The 21866-nt window shown below is 69.5% G+C and carries 19 protein-coding genes; 15 read left to right on the top strand and 4 right to left on the bottom strand.

The window, feature by feature from the left end; genetic code table 11:
• The first annotated feature begins 47 nt into the window (after nt 1-47).
• Together BK819_RS15100 and def are read left to right on the top strand one after the other, a co-directional pair.
• On the top strand, nt 48-1532 hold the full coding sequence (locus tag BK819_RS15100; protein WP_071329854.1) for a MinD/ParA family protein: 1485 nt from the start codon (nt 48-50) through the stop codon (nt 1530-1532).
• Nucleotides 1532-2023, top strand: a complete 492-nt coding sequence (def, locus tag BK819_RS15095; RefSeq protein WP_071329853.1) for a peptide deformylase — start codon at nt 1532-1534, stop codon at nt 2021-2023. Before BK819_RS15100 ends, def begins: the two co-directional genes overlap by 1 nt.
• Before the next feature lie 91 nt (nt 2024-2114).
• On the opposite strand, the gene BK819_RS15090 is transcribed toward def, so the two are convergent.
• Nucleotides 2115-3947 carry a long-chain fatty acid--CoA ligase gene (locus BK819_RS15090; protein WP_071329852.1) on the bottom strand — a complete coding sequence of 611 codons (1833 nt, stop codon included), beginning with the start codon at nt 3945-3947 and terminating at the stop codon, nt 2115-2117.
• Between the two features lie 150 nt (nt 3948-4097).
• Here BK819_RS15090 and BK819_RS15085 point away from each other — a divergent pair, with 150 nt between their 5' ends.
• Complete coding sequence (locus tag BK819_RS15085; protein WP_071329902.1) at nt 4098-4787, top strand: 1-acyl-sn-glycerol-3-phosphate acyltransferase; 690 nt, start codon at nt 4098-4100, stop codon at nt 4785-4787.
• Between the two features lie 47 nt (nt 4788-4834).
• Nucleotides 4835-6175, top strand: coding sequence for a class II 3-deoxy-7-phosphoheptulonate synthase (locus BK819_RS15080; RefSeq protein WP_071329851.1), 1341 nt, complete (start codon nt 4835-4837; stop codon nt 6173-6175).
• Between the two features lie 61 nt (nt 6176-6236).
• Here BK819_RS15080 and pknB read toward each other — a convergent pair whose 3' ends face one another.
• Nucleotides 6237-8192, bottom strand: a complete 1956-nt coding sequence (gene pknB / locus BK819_RS15075) for a Stk1 family PASTA domain-containing Ser/Thr kinase (protein WP_071329850.1) — start codon at nt 8190-8192, stop codon at nt 6237-6239.
• A gap of 76 nt (nt 8193-8268) precedes the next feature.
• The gene (locus tag BK819_RS15070) at nt 8269-9393 is read right to left on the bottom strand and encodes a LysM peptidoglycan-binding domain-containing protein (protein WP_256209487.1); all 1125 of its coding nucleotides are present in this window, start codon (nt 9391-9393) and stop codon (nt 8269-8271) included.
• Between the two features lie 129 nt (nt 9394-9522).
• Between BK819_RS15070 and BK819_RS15065 the strand changes: the two genes are divergently transcribed.
• Complete coding sequence (locus BK819_RS15065) at nt 9523-9879, top strand: Rv2175c family DNA-binding protein (protein ID WP_336642938.1); 357 nt, start codon at nt 9523-9525, stop codon at nt 9877-9879.
• Nucleotides 9880-9888: 9 nt separating this feature from the next.
• Here the strand turns inward: BK819_RS15065 and BK819_RS15060 are convergent, their stop codons facing one another.
• A complete protein-coding gene (locus BK819_RS15060) occupies nt 9889-10992 on the bottom strand; it encodes a polyprenyl synthetase family protein (protein ID WP_071329848.1) in 1104 nt (367 codons plus the stop codon).
• An 84-nt stretch (nt 10993-11076) separates the two neighbouring features.
• On the opposite strand from BK819_RS15060, the gene BK819_RS15055 reads away from it, so the two are divergent.
• From BK819_RS15055 to BK819_RS15010, 10 genes are all read left to right on the top strand, one after another.
• On the top strand, nt 11077-11451 hold the full coding sequence (locus BK819_RS15055; protein WP_025105096.1) for a DUF3040 domain-containing protein: 375 nt from the start codon (nt 11077-11079) through the stop codon (nt 11449-11451).
• A gap of 261 nt (nt 11452-11712) precedes the next feature.
• Nucleotides 11713-12144, top strand: coding sequence for a division/cell wall cluster transcriptional repressor MraZ (gene mraZ / locus BK819_RS15050; RefSeq protein WP_025105095.1), 432 nt, complete (start codon nt 11713-11715; stop codon nt 12142-12144).
• A gap of 103 nt (nt 12145-12247) precedes the next feature.
• Complete coding sequence (gene rsmH / locus BK819_RS15045; RefSeq protein WP_071329847.1) at nt 12248-13186, top strand: 16S rRNA (cytosine(1402)-N(4))-methyltransferase RsmH; 939 nt, start codon at nt 12248-12250, stop codon at nt 13184-13186.
• Nucleotides 13183-13755 (top strand): hypothetical protein, encoded by a 573-nt coding sequence (locus BK819_RS15040; RefSeq protein WP_071329846.1) that lies wholly within the window; start codon nt 13183-13185, stop codon nt 13753-13755. The genes rsmH and BK819_RS15040 overlap by 4 nt, the downstream gene beginning before the upstream one ends.
• A gap of 25 nt (nt 13756-13780) precedes the next feature.
• Nucleotides 13781-15550, top strand: coding sequence for a penicillin-binding protein 2 (locus BK819_RS15035; protein WP_071329845.1), 1770 nt, complete (start codon nt 13781-13783; stop codon nt 15548-15550).
• 27 nt (nt 15551-15577) lie between these two features.
• The gene (murF, locus tag BK819_RS15030) at nt 15578-16990 is read left to right on the top strand and encodes a UDP-N-acetylmuramoyl-tripeptide--D-alanyl-D-alanine ligase (RefSeq protein ID WP_071329844.1); all 1413 of its coding nucleotides are present in this window, start codon (nt 15578-15580) and stop codon (nt 16988-16990) included.
• Entirely contained in the window at nt 16987-18093 is a 1107-nt protein-coding gene (mraY, locus tag BK819_RS15025) for a phospho-N-acetylmuramoyl-pentapeptide-transferase (protein ID WP_071329843.1), read from the top strand. Before murF ends, mraY begins: the two co-directional genes overlap by 4 nt.
• Nucleotides 18083-19618: a UDP-N-acetylmuramoyl-L-alanine--D-glutamate ligase gene (gene murD / locus BK819_RS15020; protein WP_071329842.1), complete on the top strand. Its 1536-nt coding sequence runs from the start codon at nt 18083-18085 to the stop codon at nt 19616-19618. The genes mraY and murD overlap by 11 nt, the downstream gene beginning before the upstream one ends.
• Entirely contained in the window at nt 19587-20792 is a 1206-nt protein-coding gene (gene ftsW, locus BK819_RS15015; protein ID WP_071329841.1) for a putative lipid II flippase FtsW, read from the top strand. Before murD ends, ftsW begins: the two co-directional genes overlap by 32 nt.
• Nucleotides 20789-21865 (top strand): glycosyltransferase, encoded by a 1077-nt coding sequence (locus tag BK819_RS15010; RefSeq protein ID WP_071329840.1) that lies wholly within the window; start codon nt 20789-20791, stop codon nt 21863-21865. Before ftsW ends, BK819_RS15010 begins: the two co-directional genes overlap by 4 nt.
• Nucleotide 21866 lies beyond the last annotated feature (1 nt).

Here is a 21866-nt window from a genome sequence, read left to right as displayed (position 1 = left end):
CGCGCACCCTGGGCGCATCCCGAGGCCCGCACAGGTTGGAGTGACACGTGACCGCGAAGAACAACGCCGATCCCGAGGACAGTCCGCTGGGGGTGCTCGACGACGCTGCGTCCGTCGACACCGCCGGCATCGGCATCCTCGGCGGGACCGCGCAGGTGCGGGTGACCCTGCCGGCGGAGGAGGACGACGATCTCGCCGACGACGGTGTGGTGGTGGGAGAGGTCGGCATCGATCTCGTCGTCGATGACCTCACGCTCCCCGCTGCGCCCAAGCCTGTCCTGGATCCGCCGCGCCTCGATGACGTGATCGATGCGGTCGTGGTGGAGGAGCCCGCGCCGACGGCGGATGCCGCACCGGATCGGGTCGCCGAGGAGGAGGCTGCGGCTCTCTTCCTCGCCAAGGCCGGTGCCGACCGTACGGAGATCCCGGCGGCGAAGCCGGTGCGCGCTCCGCAGCCACCCGTGCAGAAGGAGACCACGATGCCCGCATCCGACGACAAGCCCGTCGCCTCCGCGCCCGCGCGTCCGGCGCCGCGCACCGATGTGACGCTCACCGCGAAGCGCCTCGACGAGTTGGGGGAGTCCGCCCGCGAATCCGCGGACCTCCTCACCACCGATCGCCTCCTCGACCCGCATCGTGTGGCAAAGCCGGAACCCGAGGGCGGGTGGAGCCATCTGCTCTACACGTTGTCCGGACGCCGACTGAACCTCGGTGATGGACGACGTGCGCGTGAGCGCAAGGAGCTCACCGCGCGGATCGCCGCGCCGCTCGCCGGCGGGGCCCGTTTCGTGCCGGTGCTCTCGCGTAAGGGCGGTGTGGGCAAGACCACGGTCACCGCGCTCCTCGGTATGGCCCTTGCGGACGCGAGGGAGGACCGGGTCATCGCGGTGGACGCGAACCCCGATCGGGGAACTCTCGCCGACCGGGTGCAGCGCGCCGCGCACGGCAAGTCCGTGCGCGACCTCGTCCGCATCCGGGACGACGTGCGGGGCTACCACGATGTCTCCGCCATCGTCGCTCGGGATGCGACGCGCCTCGATGTGCTCGCGTCGGACGCCGATCCCCGCGTCGCCGAGGCCTTCAGCGACGACGACTATCGCGACGTCGCCGATGTGGCCGCTCATTACTACTCGCTCGTCCTCACCGACACCGGCACCGGAATCGTCCATTCGGTGATGTCGGCCACCCTCGACCTCGCCGACCAGATCGTCATCGTCTCCGGTCTCAGCGTCGACGAGGCGCGACTGGCCTCCGAGACGCTCACGTGGCTGGAGACCAACGGGCACGCGCAGCAGGCGCGGGATGCGATCGTGGTGCTCAACCAGTCCACGCCCGGCACGCCGCTCGTGCGTCTCGGGGAGCTCCAGGCGCACTTCGCGTCGCGGGCCCGCAGTGTCGTGCGTGTGCCGTACGACCCGCAGATCGCCGCGGGCGGGACGATCGTCTTCGCGAACCTCCTCCCTGAGACGCGGAAGGCGGCGCGGGAACTCGCGGCGCTCCTCGTCGAGGGTCTCCGGGCGAAGGCCGCCTGATGACGGTCCGAGAGATCCGCATCTTCGGCGATCCCGTCCTGCGGACCGTCTGCGCGCCCATCGAGGAGATCGACGACGGCGTGCGCGCCCTGGTCGCCGATCTCCTGGAGACGGTCGAGCTCCCCGGTCGTGCCGGCGTGGCGGCCCCGCAGATCGGCGTCGCGCTCCGCGCCTTCAGCTACAACGTCGACGGCGAGATCGGATACGTCCTCAACCCCGTGCTCACGGAGGTGCGCGGCGAGCCCGAGCCGACGGGGGAGGGGTGCCTCTCGGTGCCGGGACTCTGGCACGATGCGCAGCGCCACCCCTGGGCCCGCGTCGAGGGGATCGACCTCGACGGGCGGCCGGTGGTGCTCGAGGGGGACGGCTTGCTCGCGCAGGCCCTCCAGCATGAGACCGACCACCTCGACGGCACGCTCTTCCTCTCCCGGCTCGACCCCGAGACCCGGAAGATCGCGATGCGCGAGGTGCGCGAGAGCTCCTGGTTCTAAACCCGACCCACCCCCTTACGTACGAACCGGCCCCTTGCGCTCGCGCGCAAGGGGCCGGTTCGGTCAGAAGGGGGTGGGTCGACGAGGGGTGTCAGCCGCCGATCGCGACGTTGGTGGTGGCGACCGGCTCGTCGTAGATCGCGGAGATCTCGTCGGCGAAGTCGTTCATGATGATGTTCCGCTTGATCGACAGCTTCGGGGTGAGGTGGCCCGAGGCCTCCGTCCACTCCGAGTCGAGGATCGTGAACTTGCGGATGGACTCCGCGCGCGATACCCGCTCGTTCGCCGCGTCCACGGCGCGCTGCACCTCGGCGCGGACCTGCGCGTTGGTCGAGGCCTCGGCCAACGTCATCTTCTCGTCGAGGCCGTTGTTCGCGAGCCAGGTTGGCAGCATCTCCGGGTCGAGGGTGACGAGGGCCGAGATGAACGGACGCTGGTCGCCGACGACGACGACCTGCCCGACGATCGGGTTCGCGCGGATCGGGTCCTCGAGGGCGGCCGGAGCGACGTTCTTGCCGCCCGCCGTGACGATGATCTCCTTCTTGCGCCCGGTGATGGTGAGGAAGCCGTCGGCATCGAAGCTGCCGATGTCGCCGGTGTGGAACCAGCCGCCATCGCTGAACGCCTCGGCGGTGGCCTCCGGGTTGTTCCAGTACTCCTTGAAGACGTTGATCCCGCGCACCTCGATCTCGCCGTCGTCGGCGAGACGCAGGCCGACGCCGGGAAGGGCGGGACCGACGGTGCCGATCTTCGACTTGGTCGCGAGGTTGACGGTGGCGGGCGCCGTCGTCTCGGTGAGGCCGTAGCCCTCGAGGATCACGACGCCGAGGCTGTGGAAGAAGTGGCCGAGGCGGGCGCCGAGGGGCGCGGATCCGGAGACGGCGTAGACGACGTTCCCGCCCATCGCCTCGCGCAGCTTGGAGTACACGAGCTTGTTGAACAGCGCGAACTTGAGCTTCATCCCGAACGGGATCTTCTTCCCCTCCTCGAGGAGCCGGGAGTGCTCGATCGCCACGTCGGCGGCCGCCCGGAAGATCTTGCCCTTGCCGCCCGCCTCGGCCTTCTGCTCGGCGGAGTTGTACACCTTCTCGAACACGCGGGGGACGGCCAGGAGGTAGGTCGGCTTGAACGACCCGAGCGCGGGCAGCAGCTGACGGGTGTCCGGCTGGTGCCCGGTGCGGACGCCCGCGTGCACGTTGAGGATCGAGATGAACCGGGCGAAGACGTGCGCCGTGGTGATGAAGAGCAGGGTGGAGGAGCCGGGGGTCTGCACGACTTCGTCGAGGGCCTTCGCGGAGTTGCGGGAGAGCTCGACGAAGTTGCTGTGCGTGAGCACGCAGCCCTTGGGTCGTCCCGTGGAGCCCGAGGTGTAGATGAGGGTCGCGATGTCCGAGCCGACGGCGAGGTTCCGGCGCCGCTGGATCTCGTCGTCGGAGACCGAGGCCCCCTGCGCGGTGAGCGTGTCGATGGCGCCCAGATGCAGCTGCCAGACCTCCCGGAGCAGCGGCAGGTCGCCGCGCACCTCGTCGACGCGGGCGAAGTGCTCCGGCGACTCGACGAGGAGCGCGATCGCGCCCGAGTCCTCGAGGATCCACTGGATCTGCGACGGGGAGCTCGTCTCGTAGATCGGCACCATCACGGCGCCGGCGTAGAACAGAGCGAAGTCGACGAGGCTCCACTCGTACGTGGTGCGGGCGAGGAAGCCCACCTTCTCGCCGGGCTGGATGCCGGCGGCGGCGAAGCCCTTCGCGAGCGCGATCACGGCGGTCTCGAAATCGGCGGCGGAGATGTCGCGCCATCCGTCGCCCTGCGGGACAGAGAACAACGCCCGGTCGGGAGTCGCCTCGACGCGCTTCGCAAGCAGGTCGGCGACGTTCGCGTCGGGATCGGCGGGGACGATCGCGGGGACTTCAAACTGGACCACGGCAGCTCCTTCGGTACCGGTCGGGCACGGGCGTTGGTCCGAGTCTAGGGCATGGCACCGGGTCGCGGTCAGGGTGAAACTCAGTCGCTTCGGGCGTCGAGAGACGAGAAACGTGGGGCGATGTGCGACACGGCGCTAGACTTCACCTCGATGTTCTACTGGCTGATGAAGTACGTCGTGATCGGCCCCGTGGTCAAGGCCGTGTTCCGCCCCTGGATCGTGGGGCGGAAGAACGTGCCCGCGACCGGGGCGGCGATCCTCGCCAGCAACCATCTCTCCTTCGCGGACTCGATCTTCCTGCCTCTCGTGATCGATCGGCCGATGTCGTTCCTCGCGAAGAGCGACTACTTCACCGGACGGGGCCTGAAGGGGTGGTCCACCCGCTTCTTCATGAAGGCGACGGGCCAGATCCCCATCGATCGCTCCGGTGGCAAGGCCTCCGAGGCCTCCCTGAACACCGGCCTCCAGGTCCTCGGCGGGGGCGACCTGCTCGGCATCTATCCGGAGGGCACCCGCAGCCCCGATGGCAAGCTCTACCGAGGCCGCACCGGCATCGCCCGGATGGCGCTCGAAGCGAAGGTCCCCGTCATCCCGGTCATCATGGTCGACACCGACACGGCCATGCCCATCGGCCGCCGGATCCCGCGCGTCATGCGGGTCGGAATCGTCATCGGCGAGCCGCTCGACTTCTCCCGCTACGCCGGCATGGAGAACGACCGCTACATCCTCCGTTCCGTCACGGACGAGATCATGGTGGCGCTCCAGCGCCTCGGTCAGCAGGAGTACGAGGACGTCTACGCGTCGACGGTCAAGGACCGCCTCCCGGCGCGCGTCACATAGGCTCCGGGGCGCGTCTCGGCGGTGTCGCCGCCCACTAGGCTGGACGCATGCTCCCGCACCACATCGAAGCCCTTGATGCCTGGCGCTCGCTTCCCATCAAGCAGCAGCCGCAGTGGCCAGACGCCGACCGCGTCGCCGACGTCTCCCGGCAGATCTCGAGCCTTCCGCCGCTGGTCTTCGCCGGTGAGGTCGACAACCTCCGCGACCGTCTCGCCCGGGCAGCCTCGGGGCAGGCCTTCCTGCTGCAGGGCGGCGACTGCGCCGAGACGTTCGCCGGCGCGACGGCTGAGCAGATCCGGAACCGCATCAAGACGGTGCTGCAGATGGCCGTGGTGCTCACGTACGGTGCCTCCATGCCGGTCGTCAAGATGGGGCGCATGGCCGGGCAGTTCGCCAAGCCGCGCTCGAGCGACACGGAGACGCGCGGCGACGTCACGCTTCCGGCGTACCGCGGCGACATCGTCAACGGCTACGACTTCACCGAAGGCTCGCGTCAGGCCGACCCCGGTCGTCTGCTGCAGGGCTACCACACCGCGGCCTCGACGCTGAACCTCATCCGGGCTTTCACGCAGGGTGGATTCGCCGACCTCCGGGAGGTGCACTCCTGGAACAAGGGCTTCGCCCAGAACCCCGCCAACCAGCGCTACGAGCGCATGGCCGCCGAGATCGATCGTGCGATCAAGTTCATGGAGGCCGCCGGCGCGGACTTCGACGAGCTGAAGCGGGTCGAGTTCTTCACCGGCCACGAGGGCCTGCTCATGGACTACGAGCGCCCGATGACCCGCATCGACTCCCGGACGGACACGCCGTACAACACCTCGGCCCACTTCCTGTGGATCGGGGAGCGCACGCGCGAGCTCGACGGTGCGCACGTCGACTACTTCTCGAAGATCCGGAACCCGATCGGCGTGAAGCTGGGCCCCACCACGACGCCGGAGACGGCGCTGGCGCTCATCGACAAGCTCGACCCTGAGCGCGAGCCCGGCCGCCTGACGTTCATCACGCGCATGGGTGCCGGCCGGATCCGCGACGCGCTGCCCCCGCTGCTGGAGGCCGTCCGGGAATCCGGTGCGCAGCCGCTGTGGGTCACCGACCCCATGCACGGCAACGGCATCACGACGCCCACCGGATACAAGACGCGCCGTTTCGATGACGTCGTCGACGAGGTCCGCGGCTTCTTCGAGGCGCACCGCGCCGTGGGTACCTTCCCCGGCGGCATCCACGTCGAGCTGACCGGCGACGACGTCACCGAGTGCCTGGGTGGGTCGGAGCAGATCGACGAGGCGGCCCTCGCGACGCGCTACGAGAGCCTGTGCGACCCGCGCCTGAACCACATGCAGTCCCTGGAGCTGGCCTTCCTCGTTGCCGAGGAGCTCGAGAAGCGCTGATCCACGTGCGGGATGCACGAAGGGGCCGGAACGATGTTCCGGCCCCTTCGTCGTGTCGGCGTCAGCCGGCGAAGCTCATGGTGAGCGTGATGCTCGTGCCCTTCCGCTGCGGGTCGGACGGGCTGTACGACTCCACGCGCGTGTTCTCGTTCGCGAGGAGATCCCACACGGAGTCGGGCAGACCGGTGCTGCTCGTGTAGCTCCAGGTGAAACCGGCGTCGCGCAACGCGGCGGTGGCCTCATCGCGCGTCATCCCGGAGACATCGGGAACGTCGAACAGCGGCGGCCCCTGCGAGACGATCAGCTGGATCGTCTCGCCCGGGCGCCATGATCCTCTCTCGGCGCGGTCCGCGTAGCCGATGACGCGGTCCTTGCCGATGGAGTCGCTCGGGCGGTAGATGTTCTCCTCCGCCACCTTCAGTCCCTTGCCGGTGAGCGTCTCGGTGGCCTGCTTGACCGTCATGTCCGTGACATCCGGCACCGGGCCGCGCGACACCTGGATGGTCGCCGTGTCCTTCTCGTGGACCGTGCAGCCCTGGTCGCAGGCGAAGGCATCTCCGCCGGCTCGGGGGGTGATGCGGACATTGACGACCGACCCGTCCGCGGTGTCGGTGAAGTACTCCTCGTCGTCGGTGATCTCCAGATTCGCCGCCTGCAATGCGGCCCGCACATCGTCGGCCGGCTCCCCGGCGACGGGGGCGAGGTCGTGCGAGGCCGGGCCGGCGGAGACGACGACGGCGACCGTGGTGCCCTTGTCGATCCTGGTGCCCGTGCCGGGGTCCGTCTCGATGACGATCCCCTTCTCGACATCCACGGAGAACTCGTCGCGCTGGGCGGGTTCGAAGCCGGCTTCGGCGAGGTCCGCGGCGGCTTCGTCGTAGGTCTGGCCCGCTACATCAGGCACCGCGATCAGCGATCCGGGACCGGAGCCGAACCACCATCCGACGCCGCCGGCGAGGACGGCGAGCAGCAGAACGAGGGAGAGGAGGAAGGTACCGCGGGCGCGGCGCTTGGCGGCTCGCCGGCGGAGGATCGTGGCGTTGTCGATCCCCGGGGAGGTGGCCGTCGCCGGCTCGGGGAGGACCATGGTGCCCGGCATGACCTTGGTGAGGTCTCCGGAATCTGCCTGGCCGTGGGAAGCGCCGGTGGTGCGGGTCACGGCGGGAGCGACCCCGATCTCACGCTCGATCTCGCGCAGGCGCTCGAGCATCTGCTGGGCATCGTCCGGACGCTCGTCCGGAGACTTCTCGGTCGCCCACAGCACGAGCTCGTCGAGCTGCTCCGGCACCGCGGGATTGCGGACGCTGGGCCGGGGAACCGACTCCGTGGCGTGCTGGAACGCGATCTGCATCGGCTGCTCGCCCTTGTAGGGCTGCTCGCCGACGAGCATCTCGTAGAGCATGATGCCGAGCGCGTAGATGTCGCTGCGGGCGTCGGCGGTGCCGCGGGTGACGAGCTCGGGCGCGAGGTACGCGATCGTCCCGAGGAGCTGCTGCCCGGTCGCGGTGTTCGCGGTCGTCGCCCTGGCGAGTCCGAAGTCGCCGATCTTGATGCGGCCGTCCTCCGCGAGCAGGACGTTCTCCGGCTTCACGTCGCGATGGACGATGCCCGCCCGATGCGCGGCGGACAGCCCGGCGAGAACGGCGTCCATGATGGTGATCGTCTGAGCGACGGTGAGGCGCTTCTGCTCGCGGAGCAGCTCCCGCAGGGTGATGCCGGGCAGATACTCCATGACGAGGTAGGCGAGCTCGCCGTCCTGGCCCTGATCGAAAACGTTGACCACGTGCGGGTCGGCGAGCCGCGCCGCGGCGCGTGCCTCCTGGATGAACCGGCTCTGGAACGCGGAGTCGTCGCTGAGGTGGGCGTGCATGACCTTCAGGGCGATGCGACGCTCCAGTCGGAGGTCGGTGGCGACATAGACCGTGGCCATTCCGCCGCGGGCGATCCGCGCACGCACCCGGTACCGACCGTCGACAAGCCGCCCGATGAGGGGATCGGCTTGATGATTGGTCGTCACGACAGAAGTCTATGGACGATTGGCTGAAAGCCCCGGGAACGCCTCACCCCTCGAGGCATCCGGATTTCCGCAGGCGTCACCCGTGCTGGGCGAGCCATGCGTATGCCTGGTCCTCCCACTGCCCGTAGCGGTCCGGGTAGGCGGAGATCTGCACGGCCTGTGCCGCATCGGTGAACGCCATCGACTCCCAGCCCGGAATGTCGAGCAGCCCGCGGGTCAGATGCCCGTTCGGGTCGCCGGCGCCCCCATAGAAGACGCGGGTGCTCCGCTCTGCGTCCATGATCTGCGTCGGGGTGCCCCAGCCGGTGCTCGGGCGCTGTTGGAAGATCCCGAGCGAGTCGCGATCCCCCCAGTCCAGATTGCGGAGATCCGACTCCACCATCCCGGTGGCAAGGGCGATGGCGATCCCGCGGTCGGAGACTCCGAGCTCGCGGCCCACGCGGATGATGAGCGCGGCGTTGGCTGCCTGCTCCGCTGTCAGGGTGGCGCTGCGCTGTCCGGTGGGTGCGGTGGCGGGCTTCGGAGCAGGTGCCTGCACGGCGAGGCGCTGACCCGGGTAGATGATCGACGACGCGCCGAGGCCGTTCCAGGCGAAGAGGGACTGCGTGGTGGTCCCGTACCGCTGAGCGATCGAGAACAGCGTCTCACCCGCGGCCACGGTGTGTGTCGCGCCACTCGGCTGCGCGCGCGGTGCCGGTGCCGCCGCGGGCGCGGCTGCGGGCGCAGCAGTTCCGGACACGACGAGCTTCTGCCCGGGATAGATGATGGCGCCGGCGGAAAGGCCGTTGGCGGCGAGGATCGCGCTGACCGAGGTGGCGTATTTCCGGGCGATGCCGAAGACGGTATCGCCCGCCACGACCGTGTGGCTCTTCGTCGCTGCGGGAGTCGGCGTGGGTGACGGCGCGGGAGCCCCGGCGGCGGCGCGCAGCTGCAGGCTCTGCCCCGGATAGATGACCGATCTCCAGGTGAGGCCGTTCCAGCCGAGGACGTCGGTCGTTCGGAGCCCGTAGCGACCGGCGATGCCGGCGACCGTGTCGCCCGGTTGCACGACATGCGAGGGCGGGATGTTCTGCGTCGGTGAGACGCGCGCCGGAGCGATGCGATGCCGTTCGTGCGGCGCGACCGGCGGTGCAGGCGCGGCGGCGGGCGTCGCCGTCAGAGTGGCGGCGAGAGCGCCGGCCACGGCTGTCTGGAAGATCACGTCAGCCCCCTTTTCGAGCACTTCACGCTGACACGGATGTATAGAGATGTCAACAGAAGTGACGGGTGTGACGAATGTGACGGAAGTGCTGAACATGCGCTCCGGCTGGCGAGGTGAGATAGTGGCAACGTGTCTGAGAACGTCGCTGCAACCCCTGATTCCGCCCTCGAATGGCTGACCATGCCCGACCTCGTCGAGGTTCTCGGCGAGCCGCTCGGGCGCGTGCGTCGTCTGATCGACGAGCACTACCTCGTCGGTTCGCGGCGCAGCGGCGTCTTCGCGGTGCCGTCGGTGTTCATCGTGGACGGGCAGCCGCTGAGCTCGCTTCGCGGGACGATCATCGTCCTGCAGGATGCCGGCTTCTCGGACGACGAGCTGATCGACTGGCTGCTCGCCGAGGAGGAGACCCTCGGGCGTTCCCCGATCGCCTCCCTGCTCGCCGGACACAAGAGCGAGGTCCGTCGGCTCGCGCGCACGCTCGCCTGAGAGATTCGTTCAGGAGGAGCGCACGGTCGCTGCTCTGCCGAGGTCGCGGAGCTCTCCGACAGCGGCGTCGTCGAGCCGGGCTCCGGAAAGCGCGCGATCGGCCTCTCTGGCGTACTCCGCGATCATCGTCTCGACCCGTTCGAGGGCCCCGGTTCCGGCGATCGTCTCCTGCAGGAACGACACCTGCGCTGCGGTCAGATCGGGATCGCCGAGCATCTCGTCGAGCAGCCGTCGCGCAGGGGTGTCCAGCTTCTCCCTGGTGAGGGCGATGAGCACGGTGCGCTTGCCCTCGCGCAGGTCATCGCCCGCGGGCTTGCCGGTGACGGCGGCATCGCCGAAGACGCCGAGCACGTCGTCACGCAACTGGAACGCGAGGCCGAGCGGGTGCCCGAAGCGCCGCAGCGCCGAGGTCTGCTCCGCGTCCGCGCCGGCGAGGCTCGCACCCAGGATGAGGGGCTGCTCGATGCTGTACCGCGCCGACTTCAGGGAGGCCACACGGAGCGCCCGTTCTGCATGCTCGCGGTCGTCGCTGACGCTCCACGCCGACTCCTCGGCGATGTCGAGGAACTGTCCGATCGTGACGTCGCGCCGCATGCGCGCGTACTCGGCGCGCACGGTCCATGCCTCCCCGTGCCCATCGAGCGCAGACTCCAGGAGGTCATCGCTCCACGCGACGAGGAGATCGCCGAGCAGCACGGAGCCGGCGCGGCCGAAGGCAGCGGCGTCTCCCCACCAACCGGCGGAACGGTGGGACGCCTCGAGAGCTCGGTGAGCGGCGGGGCGGCCTCGACGGGTATCGGAGTTGTCGATCAGGTCGTCGTGCACGAGTGCGGCGGACTGGAAGATCTCCAGCGCTGCGCAGAGGTCCCACAGGGCGTCGTCCTCGGCGGCGAGACGGTCGCGGAAGCGGGAGACGGCGCGCCATCCTGCGTGGCAGAAACGGGCGCGCAGCCTCTTGCCTCCGGAGAGGGTGTCGGACGCCGCGTCGAGGAAGGCGGCGGCATCGTCGCCGTACTCCGCCGACTCCGTTCGCATGCGGTCGAGGAAGAGGTCCAGTCGCGCGGCCACGGCGTCGGGGACGGAGGGGGAGGGGGACGGCACGACTCCCAGCATACGTAAAGGATGAGACGCCCGAACTGCTAGCCCCGGACGCCGCTCGCGCGTAGACTGGAGGGCACGATACCCGAGGGGGATGAGATGCCACTCTCCGAACAGGAGCAACGTCTGCTCGACGAGATGGAACGCCATCTCCTGCACAATGACGCCGACGTGGTGAGCGCGCCGTCGGGTGATCGCACGCTCAGCTATCGCAACCTCGTCTACGGGGCCCTTCTCCTGCTCGCCGGCATCGGCGGACTCGTCGTCGGCGTCATCCTCGGGGATGTCTGGGGCATCGTCGTCGGCGTGATCGGATTCGCGGCCATGCTCGGCGGAGTGATGCTGGCTGTCACCCCGGTCCGGCGCAGCGGTCCGGCCGAGACCCGCACGCGCACCGCCCCGAAGCGGCAGGACTCCTCCTCCTTCATGGATCGCATGAACGACCGATGGGATCGGCGCCAGGACGGTCACTGACCCCTCCCTTTCTCTCCACCACGAAGCCCGGATGCTGAGCATCCGGGCTTTTTCGTGCGTGCTGCGCCGTCGGCCCTCCACCAGCCCTCCACTGTCCTCCACCCTCCCTCCACCCTTCTCAACCGCGGAATTCCAGGGCATGAGCGAATGTCCGCCCGGCGGTGGGTGACGATAGCCTGGATTCACCGTAGGAATGTGGAGGAAAGTGGAGTAAAGTGGGGCGCACCTCGAGTTGGCCGGACGGAGAGGGGGTGATGGCCGATGCTGCTGGGCACGCACTCACCGAAGCTGGACGACAAGGGACGGGTCATCCTTCCCGCGAAGTTCCGCGAGGACCTGGGCGGCGGCATCGTCGTCACCCGGGGCCAGGAGCGCTGCCTCTACGTCTTCAGCACGGCCGAGTTCGAGGCGATGCACGAGCGGATCCGTCAGGCACCGCTCGCCAACAAGCAGGCGCGTGACTTCATGCGCATGTTCCTCTCCGGCGCCAGCGCGGAGATGCCCGACAGCCAGAACCGCATCACCATCCCCGCCCACCTGCGTCAGTACGCGGGTCTTCAGAAGGAGCTCATCGTGACCGGAGTCGGCGCCCACGCCGAGATCTGGGACGCGGAGAGCTGGAACGCCTACCTCGCCGCCGGCGAGGAGTCCTACGCCGAGCTGGAGCAGGAGGTGATTCCCGGACTGTTCTGACCACGGCTGTGATGCCCCGCCGCTCCCGCCCCGACACACTTCCCCGGTGCCGGGTCGAGATGCGGAGGGGGATCAGAGCCGAAGGTCGGACCCGAGAGAGATCATGAACCTCCGCGACATCCACACTCCTGTCCTGCTCGACCGCTGCGTCGAGCTCCTCGCGCCCGCCCTCCAGGAGGACGGCGCCGTGCTCGTCGATGCCACCCTCGGCATGGGCGGCCATTCGGAGGCGCTGCTCGAGCGATTCCCCGGCATCCGCCTCATCGGGCTGGACCGGGACACCGACGCGTTGAAGATCGCGGGGGAGCGGCTCGCCCGGTTCCGGGATCGGGTCACGCTCGTCCACACGGTCTACGACGAGATCGGGCTGCACGCTCAGGGCGCCGCCGGGATCCTGTTCGACCTGGGTGTCTCGTCGCTGCAGCTGGACGAGGCCGAACGCGGCTTCGCGTACTCCAAGGATGCGCCGCTCGACATGCGGATGGATCAGACGAAGGGCATCACCGCCGCCGAGGTCATCGCCACCTACAGCGAGGGAAACCTGCGGCGCATCTTCGAGCGGTACGGGGAGGAGAAGCTCGCCGGCCGGTATGCGCGCTTCATCATCGACGCTCGTCAGAAGCAGCCGATCACGCGATCGGGGGAGCTCGTCGATATCCTCGTGGCCGCGACCCCCGCGGCCGCGCAGCGGTCAGGGCACCCGGCGAAGCGCGTGTTCCAGGCCCTCCGGATCGAGGTCAACGCCGAGCTGAACGTCCTCGCTGACGCGATCCCCGCCGCGATGGACGCCCTCGCGGTCGGGGGACGCATCGTGGTGATGTCGTACCAGTCCCTCGAGGACCGGTTGGTCAAGCAGGCCTTCGCCGCCGCCTCCTCCTCGACGGCGCCCGCCGGTTTGCCTGTCGAACTGCCCGAGCACGCCCCCCGATTCCGCATCCTGACCAAGGGTGCGGAACTCGCCGATGACGAAGAGCGCGCACGCAATCCGCGTGCGATACCGGTGCGCCTGCGCGCCGCCGAGAAGGTGCGGGAGAGCGCATGAGCATGAACGCAGTCCGCAAGCCGACCCTGCCGCTGCAGCCGGCCGTTCCGGAGACGGCGCCCGAGCGGCGCCTGCAGCCGGTGACGGCCCCGGCACGACGCCGCAAGCCCAAACTCGCCTACGCGCTCGTCGCGCTGGGGGGCGCCCTGGCCATCGGCGCGGGGCAGGTCGGGCTCTCGCTGGCCATCACCCAGGATTCGTTCACGCTCGCCGGGCTCACGTCCCAGCAGCGTGAACTCGACCTCCGGACCGATGCGCTGCAGGAAGAGCTCACGGGACTGAGCTCCCCGCAGGTGCTCGCCAGCAGCGCCGCCGACCTCGGCATGGTCGTCGCGGGCGCCCCGTCCTATCTCCGCCTCAGCGACGGTGCCGTCTTCGGGGCGGGTACCGGGGCGGAGGGGGTGTCCACGATCGATCCCAACGGGAAGGCGGCCGTCGGCAACGTCCTCGTCACGGAGGAGACGCCGCCGGCGACGGACACGGCGGATGAAGCGGCCGGCGGCACATCGCCGGCGCAGGACCTGCCCCCGGCCATCACCGACGGCCTGCCCAGCCCCACGACGCACTGACCATTCCGACCGACGGAGAGATCCCATGACGACACGAGCCACGCGCGGACCGCGGCGACGCACTGTCGTCGCCCTGGCGGTCATCCTTTCCATCCTGGTGGCGTTCGTCGTCCGCCTCATCGACATCCAGGTGGTGAGCGCCGACGAGCACGTCAGCCAATCCCTCGAGCACATCGGCGACGGCTCGACGATCCCCGGCCAGCGGGGATCCATCGTCGACTCCGAGGGCACGGTCCTCGCATCGAGTGTCATGGTCTACGACGCGCAGCTCAGCCCACAGGTCATCAGGCTCACCGAGGAGAAGGATCCGGCTCTGCCGTGGGCCGAGGCCTCCGAGAAGATCGCCGCGATCACGGGGGTGCCGGGGGAGGAGATCCGCAAGCGTGTCTCCGACGCCCTCGCCGAGAACCCGAACAGCCAGTACGCGCCACTGAAGACCGGGCTCAACACCGAGCAGTACATCGCGCTCCGCGACCTGGGCCTCGGATCGTATCTCGCGCTGAAGCCGCGCGAGACCCGGGTCTACCCCAACGGCGCCGTCGCAGGCAACGTGCTGGGCTTCCTTGACAACACGGGCGAGGCCAAAGCCGGTGTCGAGCAGCTCGAGGAGGCGTGTCTGGCGCCCGTGGACGGCGAGAAGACATACCGCAAGGGCAAGGACGGGGTCGTGATCCCGGGCAGCGAGTCCGTCACCGACGCCGTCGACGGCGGCACGGTGCAGCTCACCATCAACAGCGACCTGCAGTGGTACCTCCAGCAGATGGTCGGCGAAGAGGCGCAGAAGCAGGGCGCGAAGGGCGGGACCGTGACGGTGGTCGAGGTGGGCACCGGCAAGATCCGCGCCGCCGCCGAATGGCCGGCGATGGATCCGAACGACCTGGACTCCTCGACGCCGGAGACCCGGTACAGCCAGATCTTCCACCGCGACTTCGAGCCCGGCTCGACGTTCAAGGCGATCACCGCGGCCGCGGCGATGGAGGGTGCCGGTCTCACTCCGCTCAGCACGGTCACGGCGTCGTCGCGCGAGACCTTCCCCAACGGCGCCGTGGTCAACGACGCGTTCAGCCACCCCGCCTACAACTACACGCTGGCCGGCGGACTGATCGACTCGTCCAACACCGCGCTGTCGAAGTTCGGCACGATGGTCGCCCCCGAGGTCCGCTATGACTACCTGCAGCGCTTCGGAGTCGGGCAGAAGACGCTGGACTTCCCCTCCGAGGTGGGCGGCATCCTCCACCCGGTGAGCGACTGGGACAGCCAGTCGCTCTACACGACGACGTTCGGCCAGTACTTCACGGTCACGGCCCCCCAGCTCGCCGGCGCGTACCAGGCCATCGCCAACGGTGGGGAGAAGATCGACCTGTCGATGGTCGAGTCCTGCACCGCCCCCGACGGGACCGTGACGGAGACCCCGAAGCCGAAGCACGAGCAGATCGTGAAGGAGCAGACCGCGGCCGACCTGACCCGGATGCTGGAGAACGTCGCGGTGCAGGGCGGCAACGCCGATCGCATCCAGGTGCCCGGCTACCGGGTGACCAGCAAGACCGGTACCGCGCAGGTGTCGGACGGCAAGGGCGGTTACAAGGCGGGCGTCTACTACACCAGCATGGTGGGCTTCGCTCCCGTCGACGACCCCCAGTACGTCGTCGTGGTGACCCTCGACGAGCCGACTAAGGTTGTATCGTCCGCGGCCACGGCTTCCGCCTTCCAGAAGGCGATGACGCAGGTGATGAAGACCTATCGCGTGATGCCGTCCTCTGTCCCGATGGACGCGCTCCTCCCCAAGTTCGGATAGCCGGCGAGAGCCGCGCATGGAGATGACATGATCGCCCTGACGCTCGCTGAGATCACTGCCGCCATCGGTGGTGAACTGCGCGTGGCCGGAGAGCACACGCCGGAGACGGTGGTCGACGGGATCGTCGACACCGATTCGCGCACCATGGAGGCGGCGTCGATCTTCGTCGCCAAGCCCGGAGCCGAGACGGACGGGCACCGCTTCGTCGGTGCCGCCGTCGAAGCCGGTGCCGTGCTGGCGATCGTCGAGCACCCGGTCGACGTCGATGTCTCGCAGATCGTCGTGCCCGATGCCGTCGCGGCGCTCGGCGAGCTCGCCCGTGAGGTCGTGGCGCGCGTGCGGGCCGGCGGGAACCTGCGCATCGTCGGCATCACCGGCTCCAACGGCAAGACGACGACCAAGAACTTCCTCGCCCGCATCCTCGAGGACGAGGGCGAGACCGTCGCTCCGGTGAAGTCCTTCAACAACGAGGTCGGCGCCCCGGTGACGATGCTCCGCGTCACGCACGACACCCGCTTCCTGGTGAGCGAGTTCGGCGCCGCCGCGCCGGGCAGCATCGCGCGCCTCGCCGGCCTCGTCGAGCCCGACCTCGTCGTGGTGCTCATGGTCGGGATGGCCCACGCCGGGGGCTTCGGCGGCATCGAGGCCACGGCGAAGGCCAAGTCCGAGCTCGTCGCCGCGGCCCGCGTGCCCGGCACCGCCGTGCTCAACGCCGACGACCCCCGGGTCTGGGCGATGCGCGAGCTCGCGGAGAGCCGCGGCCTCCGCGTCGTCGGCTTCGGTCAGTCCGCCGCGGCCGCCGTGCACGCGCGGGACATCGAGGTGTCGGCCTCCGGCACCCAGTGCGTGATCGAGGCCGCGGGAGAGGACCTGCCGCTGCGGCTGCGCGTACTCGGGGCTCACCACGTCACGAACGCCCTCGCCGCGATCACCGCCGCCGTGGAGCTCGGCGTGGCCCCGTCCGATGCCGTCTCCCGGCTGGAGACCGTCGAGATCGCGGAGCGCTGGCGCATGCAGCCGCTGGGCAACGACCGCGTCCGGATCATCAACGACGCGTACAACGCCAGTCCCGATTCGATGGCGGCCGCGCTGCGGACCCTCGCCCAGATCACCGGCCCGGACGAGCGCACCGTCGCCGTGCTCGGCGCCATGAGCGAGCTCGGCGAGAGCGCCGGGGAGGAGCACGACCGCATCGGTCTGCTCGCCGTGCGCCTCAACATCCGGCGCATCGTCGTCGTCGGCCCGGAGGCCCGTCGGCTCTACCTCGCCGCCGTCGGCGAGGGGTCGTGGGACAGCGAAGCCGTGCATCTGCCGGACCAGGACGCCGCGTTCGAGTACCTCCGCACCGAGCTGCGCGACGGCGACCGCGTCCTGGTGAAGTCGTCCAATTCCGTGGGCCTCCGGCATCTCGGCGATCGTCTGGGAGAATTGTTCTCGTGAGGTCCCTCATCATGGCGGCGGCCATCTCGCTCGCCTTCACTCTCTTCCTGACTCCCGTCTTCCTCCGGCTCTTCCGCAAATGGGGCTGGGGGCAGGTCATCCGCACCCCGGAGGCCGCAGGCAACCCGAGCCACGAGGCCAAGCGCGGCACGCCCACGATGGGCGGGGTCATCTTCATCCTCGGCTCGATCGTGGGCTACTTCACCGGGGTCCTCGTCAGCGGGGAGACGCCGGCCCTGTCCGCGATCCTCGTCATCTGGCTCATGGTCGGCTTCGGCGTGGTTGGGTTCATCGACGACTACATGAAGGTACGCAGCCAGCGCAGCCTCGGGCTGTCGGGGTGGCGGAAGGTGATCGGTCAGCTCATCGTCGTGATCCCCTTCGGCATCGTGGCGCTCAACTTCCCGAACAAGTGGGGGCAGACGCCGGCCAGCGCGTCCATCTCCCTCTTCCGGGACATCACCTGGCTGAACCTCTTCGCGTTCGGCGTCATCCTCGGCTGGATCCTCTACCTCGCCTGGATCTCGATCATCGGGGTCGCGACCTCCAACAGCGTCAACCTCACCGACGGCCTCGACGGCCTCGCCGCCGGCGCGGGCGTGATCGTCGTCGGTGCATACAGCCTCATCGCGTTCTGGCAGTTCAAGCAGCCCTGCATCGGGGGAGACCCCGGTTCCCTCGGCGGTTGCTACGAGGTGCGCGACCCGTTCAACCTCGCCATCATCTCGGCCTCTTTCGCCGCGAGCCTCATCGGCTTCCTGTGGTGGAACGCCCCGAAGGCGAAGGTCTTCATGGGCGACGTGGGCTCGATGGCCATCGGCGGTGTCATCACCGCGATGGCGATCATGACCAGGACGGAGCTGCTGCTCCTCATCATCGCGGGCGTCTTCGTGCTCGCCTCCGGATCCGTGATCCTCCAGCGCGCCTACTTCAAGATCACCCGCGGCAAGCGGCTCTTCCTCATGAGCCCGTTCCACCACCACCTCGAGATGCGGGGATGGTCGGAGGTCACGATCGTGGTGCGGATGTGGATCATCGCGGGTCTGCTCGCCGTGTCCGCCGTCGGACTGTTCTACGTGGAGTGGCTGACCCGTGTCGGCTGAGCGCCTCGCCGGGCTGACGAGCTGGCACGCCGACTGGAGCGGCCTGCGCGTCGCCGTCCTCGGCCTCTCCATGACCGGCTTCTCCGTGGCCGACACCCTCGCCGAGCTCGGCGCCGACGTCCTCGTGCTGAGCGAGTCCGCGGAAGAGGAGTACGCCCGCCTCCTGCCCGTCATCGGCGCACGGCTGGAGCTCGGACCGCTCGACGCCGTCCCCGAGGCGCTGACGGCGTTCGCGCCTGAGGTCGTCATCGCGTCCCCGGGGTTCGCTCCGGCGCACCCGGTCATCCGCTGGGTCCAGGACGAGGGCATCGCCCTGTGGGGTGACGTCGAGCTCGCCTGGCGGGTGCGCGACAAGGTCCTCCGTGCGGACGGCACGCCGGCGGACTGGGTGCTCATCACCGGCACCAACGGCAAGACGACCACGACCCAGCTCACGGCGACGCTGCTCGTCTCCGGCGGACTCCGTGCCGCACCGTGCGGCAACATCGGCGTCCCCGTGCTGGACGCGGTCCGCGACCCCGTCGGGTTCGACGTGCTCGTCGTCGAACTCTCCAGCCACCAGCTCTGGTATCTCGGCCTGTCGCGCCCGGAGGGGGAGCTCTTCCCGCACGCCGCGGTCTGCCTCAACCTCGCCGACGATCATCTCGTCTGGCACGGCAGCGCGCAGGCCTACCGGGACGCGAAGGCCCTGGTCTATCGGAACACCCGCGTCGCCTGCGTCTACAACAAGGCCGACGAGGCCACGCGGCGGATGGTCGAGGAGGCCGAGGTCGTCGAGGGCGCTCGTGCCATCGGCTTCGACCTCGGCATCCCCGGGCCGAGCGATCTCGGCGTCGTGGAGGGGCTGCTCGTCGATCGGGCGTTCCTCGACGACCGCGCGCGCAGCGCCCTGGAGCTGACCACGGTCGCCGACCTGGAGGCCGCCGGCCTGTCGGCCCCGCACATCGTGCAGAACATCCTCGCCGCCAGTGCTCTCGCCCGGTCCCTCGGGGTCGAGCCCGAGGCCATCCACGGGGCGCTGCAGAGCTTCCGGCTGGATGCGCACCGCATCGAGGTCGTCGCGCGCCACGCCGGCATCACCTGGGTCGATGACTCCAAGGCGACGAACCCGCATGCGGCCGCGTCGTCACTGCGCGCGTACCCCGGTGCGGTGTGGGTCGTGGGTGGCGATCTCAAGGGCGTCGACATCGCCGATCTCGTCGCGGACGCGGGCGCGACCGCGCGCGCGGCTGTCGTCATCGGAGTGGACCGCACGGCCGTCATCGCGGCATTCGAGCGACACGCGCCGACGGTGCCGGTCTTCGAGGTCGATGCTGGCGACACTGGACAGGTCATGAACCGCGTCGTGGAGATCGCGGCGGGGATCGTCGACGGGGAGGGCACCGTGCTCCTCGCTCCCGCCGCCGCATCCTTCGACCAGTTCTCCAGCTACGCGGATCGCGGCCACCGCTTCGCCGAAGCGGTGCGGGAATGGATCGATCGGGGGAGCGCCGATGACGCAGGTGGCTCGCCCTCCGCGGTCTGAGTCGGGAGGCCTCGCGGCGCGGGTCTCGCTCGGACGCCGGTTCACGCCGGTGTCCACCGAGTTCCTGCTGATCGCGTCGACCGCCCTGCTCCTGACGATCTTCGGCCTCGTGATGGTGCTGTCGGCGACGAGCGCGACAGCGGTGGCGAAGGCCCAGAACCCGCTGGACGGTGCTCTCCGCCAAGGCGTCTTCGCTCTGCTCGGCATCCCGTTGATGTTCCTCATCAGCCGCTTCCCCGTGGCGTTCCTCAAGCGCATGGCGTGGCCGGCGCTGTTCGGCGCCGTGGCCCTGCAGCTCCTGGTGTTCACGCCACTCGGCGTCGCCGACGGCGGAAACCGGAACTGGATCCAGGTAGCGGGCTTCCAGATGCAACCGTCCGAGTTCCTCAAGCTGGCGCTCGCCCTGTGGATCGCCGCGGTCCTGCTGCGCAAGCAGACCATGCTCGGCACCTGGCACCACGTCTTCATCCCCGTCGTACCCGTCGGCGCGCTGGCGATCGGCACCGTGCTCGCGGGTAAGGACCTCGGCACCGCGATGGTGCTGGTCCTCATCCTCCTCGGCTGCCTCTTCTTCTCGGGCGTGAAGCTGCGGCTGTTCATCATCCCGATGATCCTGGGCGTGGCTGCTGTCCTCGCTTATGCGCTCTCCAGCAAGGACCGCATGCGGCGCATCACCGCCACCTGCGACGACATGACGCTCTACTACAACGACTGCTACCAGTCGATCCACGGCATCTGGGGCATGGCCTCCGGCGGTGTCTTCGGGCTCGGCCTCGGCAACTCCCAGGAGAAGTACGGGTGGCTCCCGGCGGCAGGAAACGACTTCATCTTCGCGATCGTCGGCGAGGAGCTGGGGCTGATCGGCTGCATCGTCGTGCTCGCCCTCTTCACGTTCTTCACCGTGGGTGTCTTCCATGTCATCCGCAAGACCTCGGACCCGTTCATCCGCGTCGCGGCCGGGGGGATCACGGTGTGGATCGTGGGTCAGGCCGTGCTGAACGTCGGCGTCGTCATCGGGGTCTTCCCCGTGATGGGTGTGCCCCTTCCCTTCATGTCCCAGGGGGGGACGGCGCTCTTGGCCGTGCTCATCGCCTGCGGTGTCCTGCTGGCTTTCGCGCGGACCATCCCGGTCGCCGAGAAGCAGTCAGCCGAGCGGGGTAGGGTCGCGAGGTGACTTCGTACCTCCTCGCCGGCGGTGGCACCGCCGGCCATGTGAACCCGCTGCTCGCCGTCGCCGACGCGTTGCGTGAGCGCGACTCCACGGCGACGATCCTGGTGCTCGGCACCGCGGAGGGGCTGGAGTCCCGTCTCGTCCCCGAGCGCGGCTACGAGCTGCTCATCGTCGACAAGGTGCCGTTCCCGCGGCGCCCGAACGCGCAGGCCGCCGCGTTCCCCGCGCGGTTCCGCCGGGCGATCGCCCAGGTGCGTGCGCACATCCGGCAGCACGGGATCGACGTCGTGGTGGGCTTCGGCGGCTACGCCTCCGCACCCGCCTACGTCGCCGCGCGTCGCGAGCGCGTGCCCTTCGTCGTGCACGAGGCCAATGCGAAGCCCGGGCTGGCGAATGTGCTCGGTGCCCGGGCAGCGGCGGGGGTCGGCGTGGCCTTCGCCGGGACGCCGCTCCGCGGGAGCGAGGTGGTCGGCATGCCGCTGCGGCGCGAGGTCATCACGCTCGACCGGGCGGCACGGCGGGCCGAGGCCGCGGAGTACTTCGGGCTCGACCCCGATCGCCCCGTGCTGCTCGTCTTCGGCGGCTCGCTCGGAGCGCAGCGCTTGAACGACGCTCTGGCGGATTCCTGGCGCGACATCCTCGCCGCGGGCTGGCAACTGCTGCACGTGACGGGGGAGCGCAGCGACCTCGCCGACCCGGGAGTGCCCGGCTATGCCCTCCGCCGGTACGTCGACCGCATGGATCTCGCGTTCGCCCTGGCCGACCTCATCGTGTCGCGTTCGGGATCGGCCACGGTGAGCGAGATCAGCGCGCTCGGTATCCCCGCGCTGTACGTGCCGTACTCGGTGGGCAACGGGGAGCAGCGTCTGAACGCCGGCTCGGCCGTGGCCGCCGGTGCCGCGCAGCTCCTTGACGATGCGACGTTCGACGGCGACGCCGTCCGGCGGATCGTCGTGCCGCTGCTCGGCGATCCTGACCGCATCGGGCGCATGGCGGAGGCGGCGGAGACCGCGGGCACCCGGACAGGGACCGAGAACGTCGTGGCGATGATCGATCGTGCCCTCGGTGCGGTGTGAC

Origin of the sequence: Microbacterium sp. LCT-H2 (assembly GCF_001866135.1) — a bacterium.
Lineage (GTDB): Bacteria > Actinomycetota > Actinomycetes > Actinomycetales > Microbacteriaceae > Microbacterium.
Note: the sequence above shows the minus strand (reverse complement) of the source record. Positions and strands in the feature narration are given on the sequence as shown.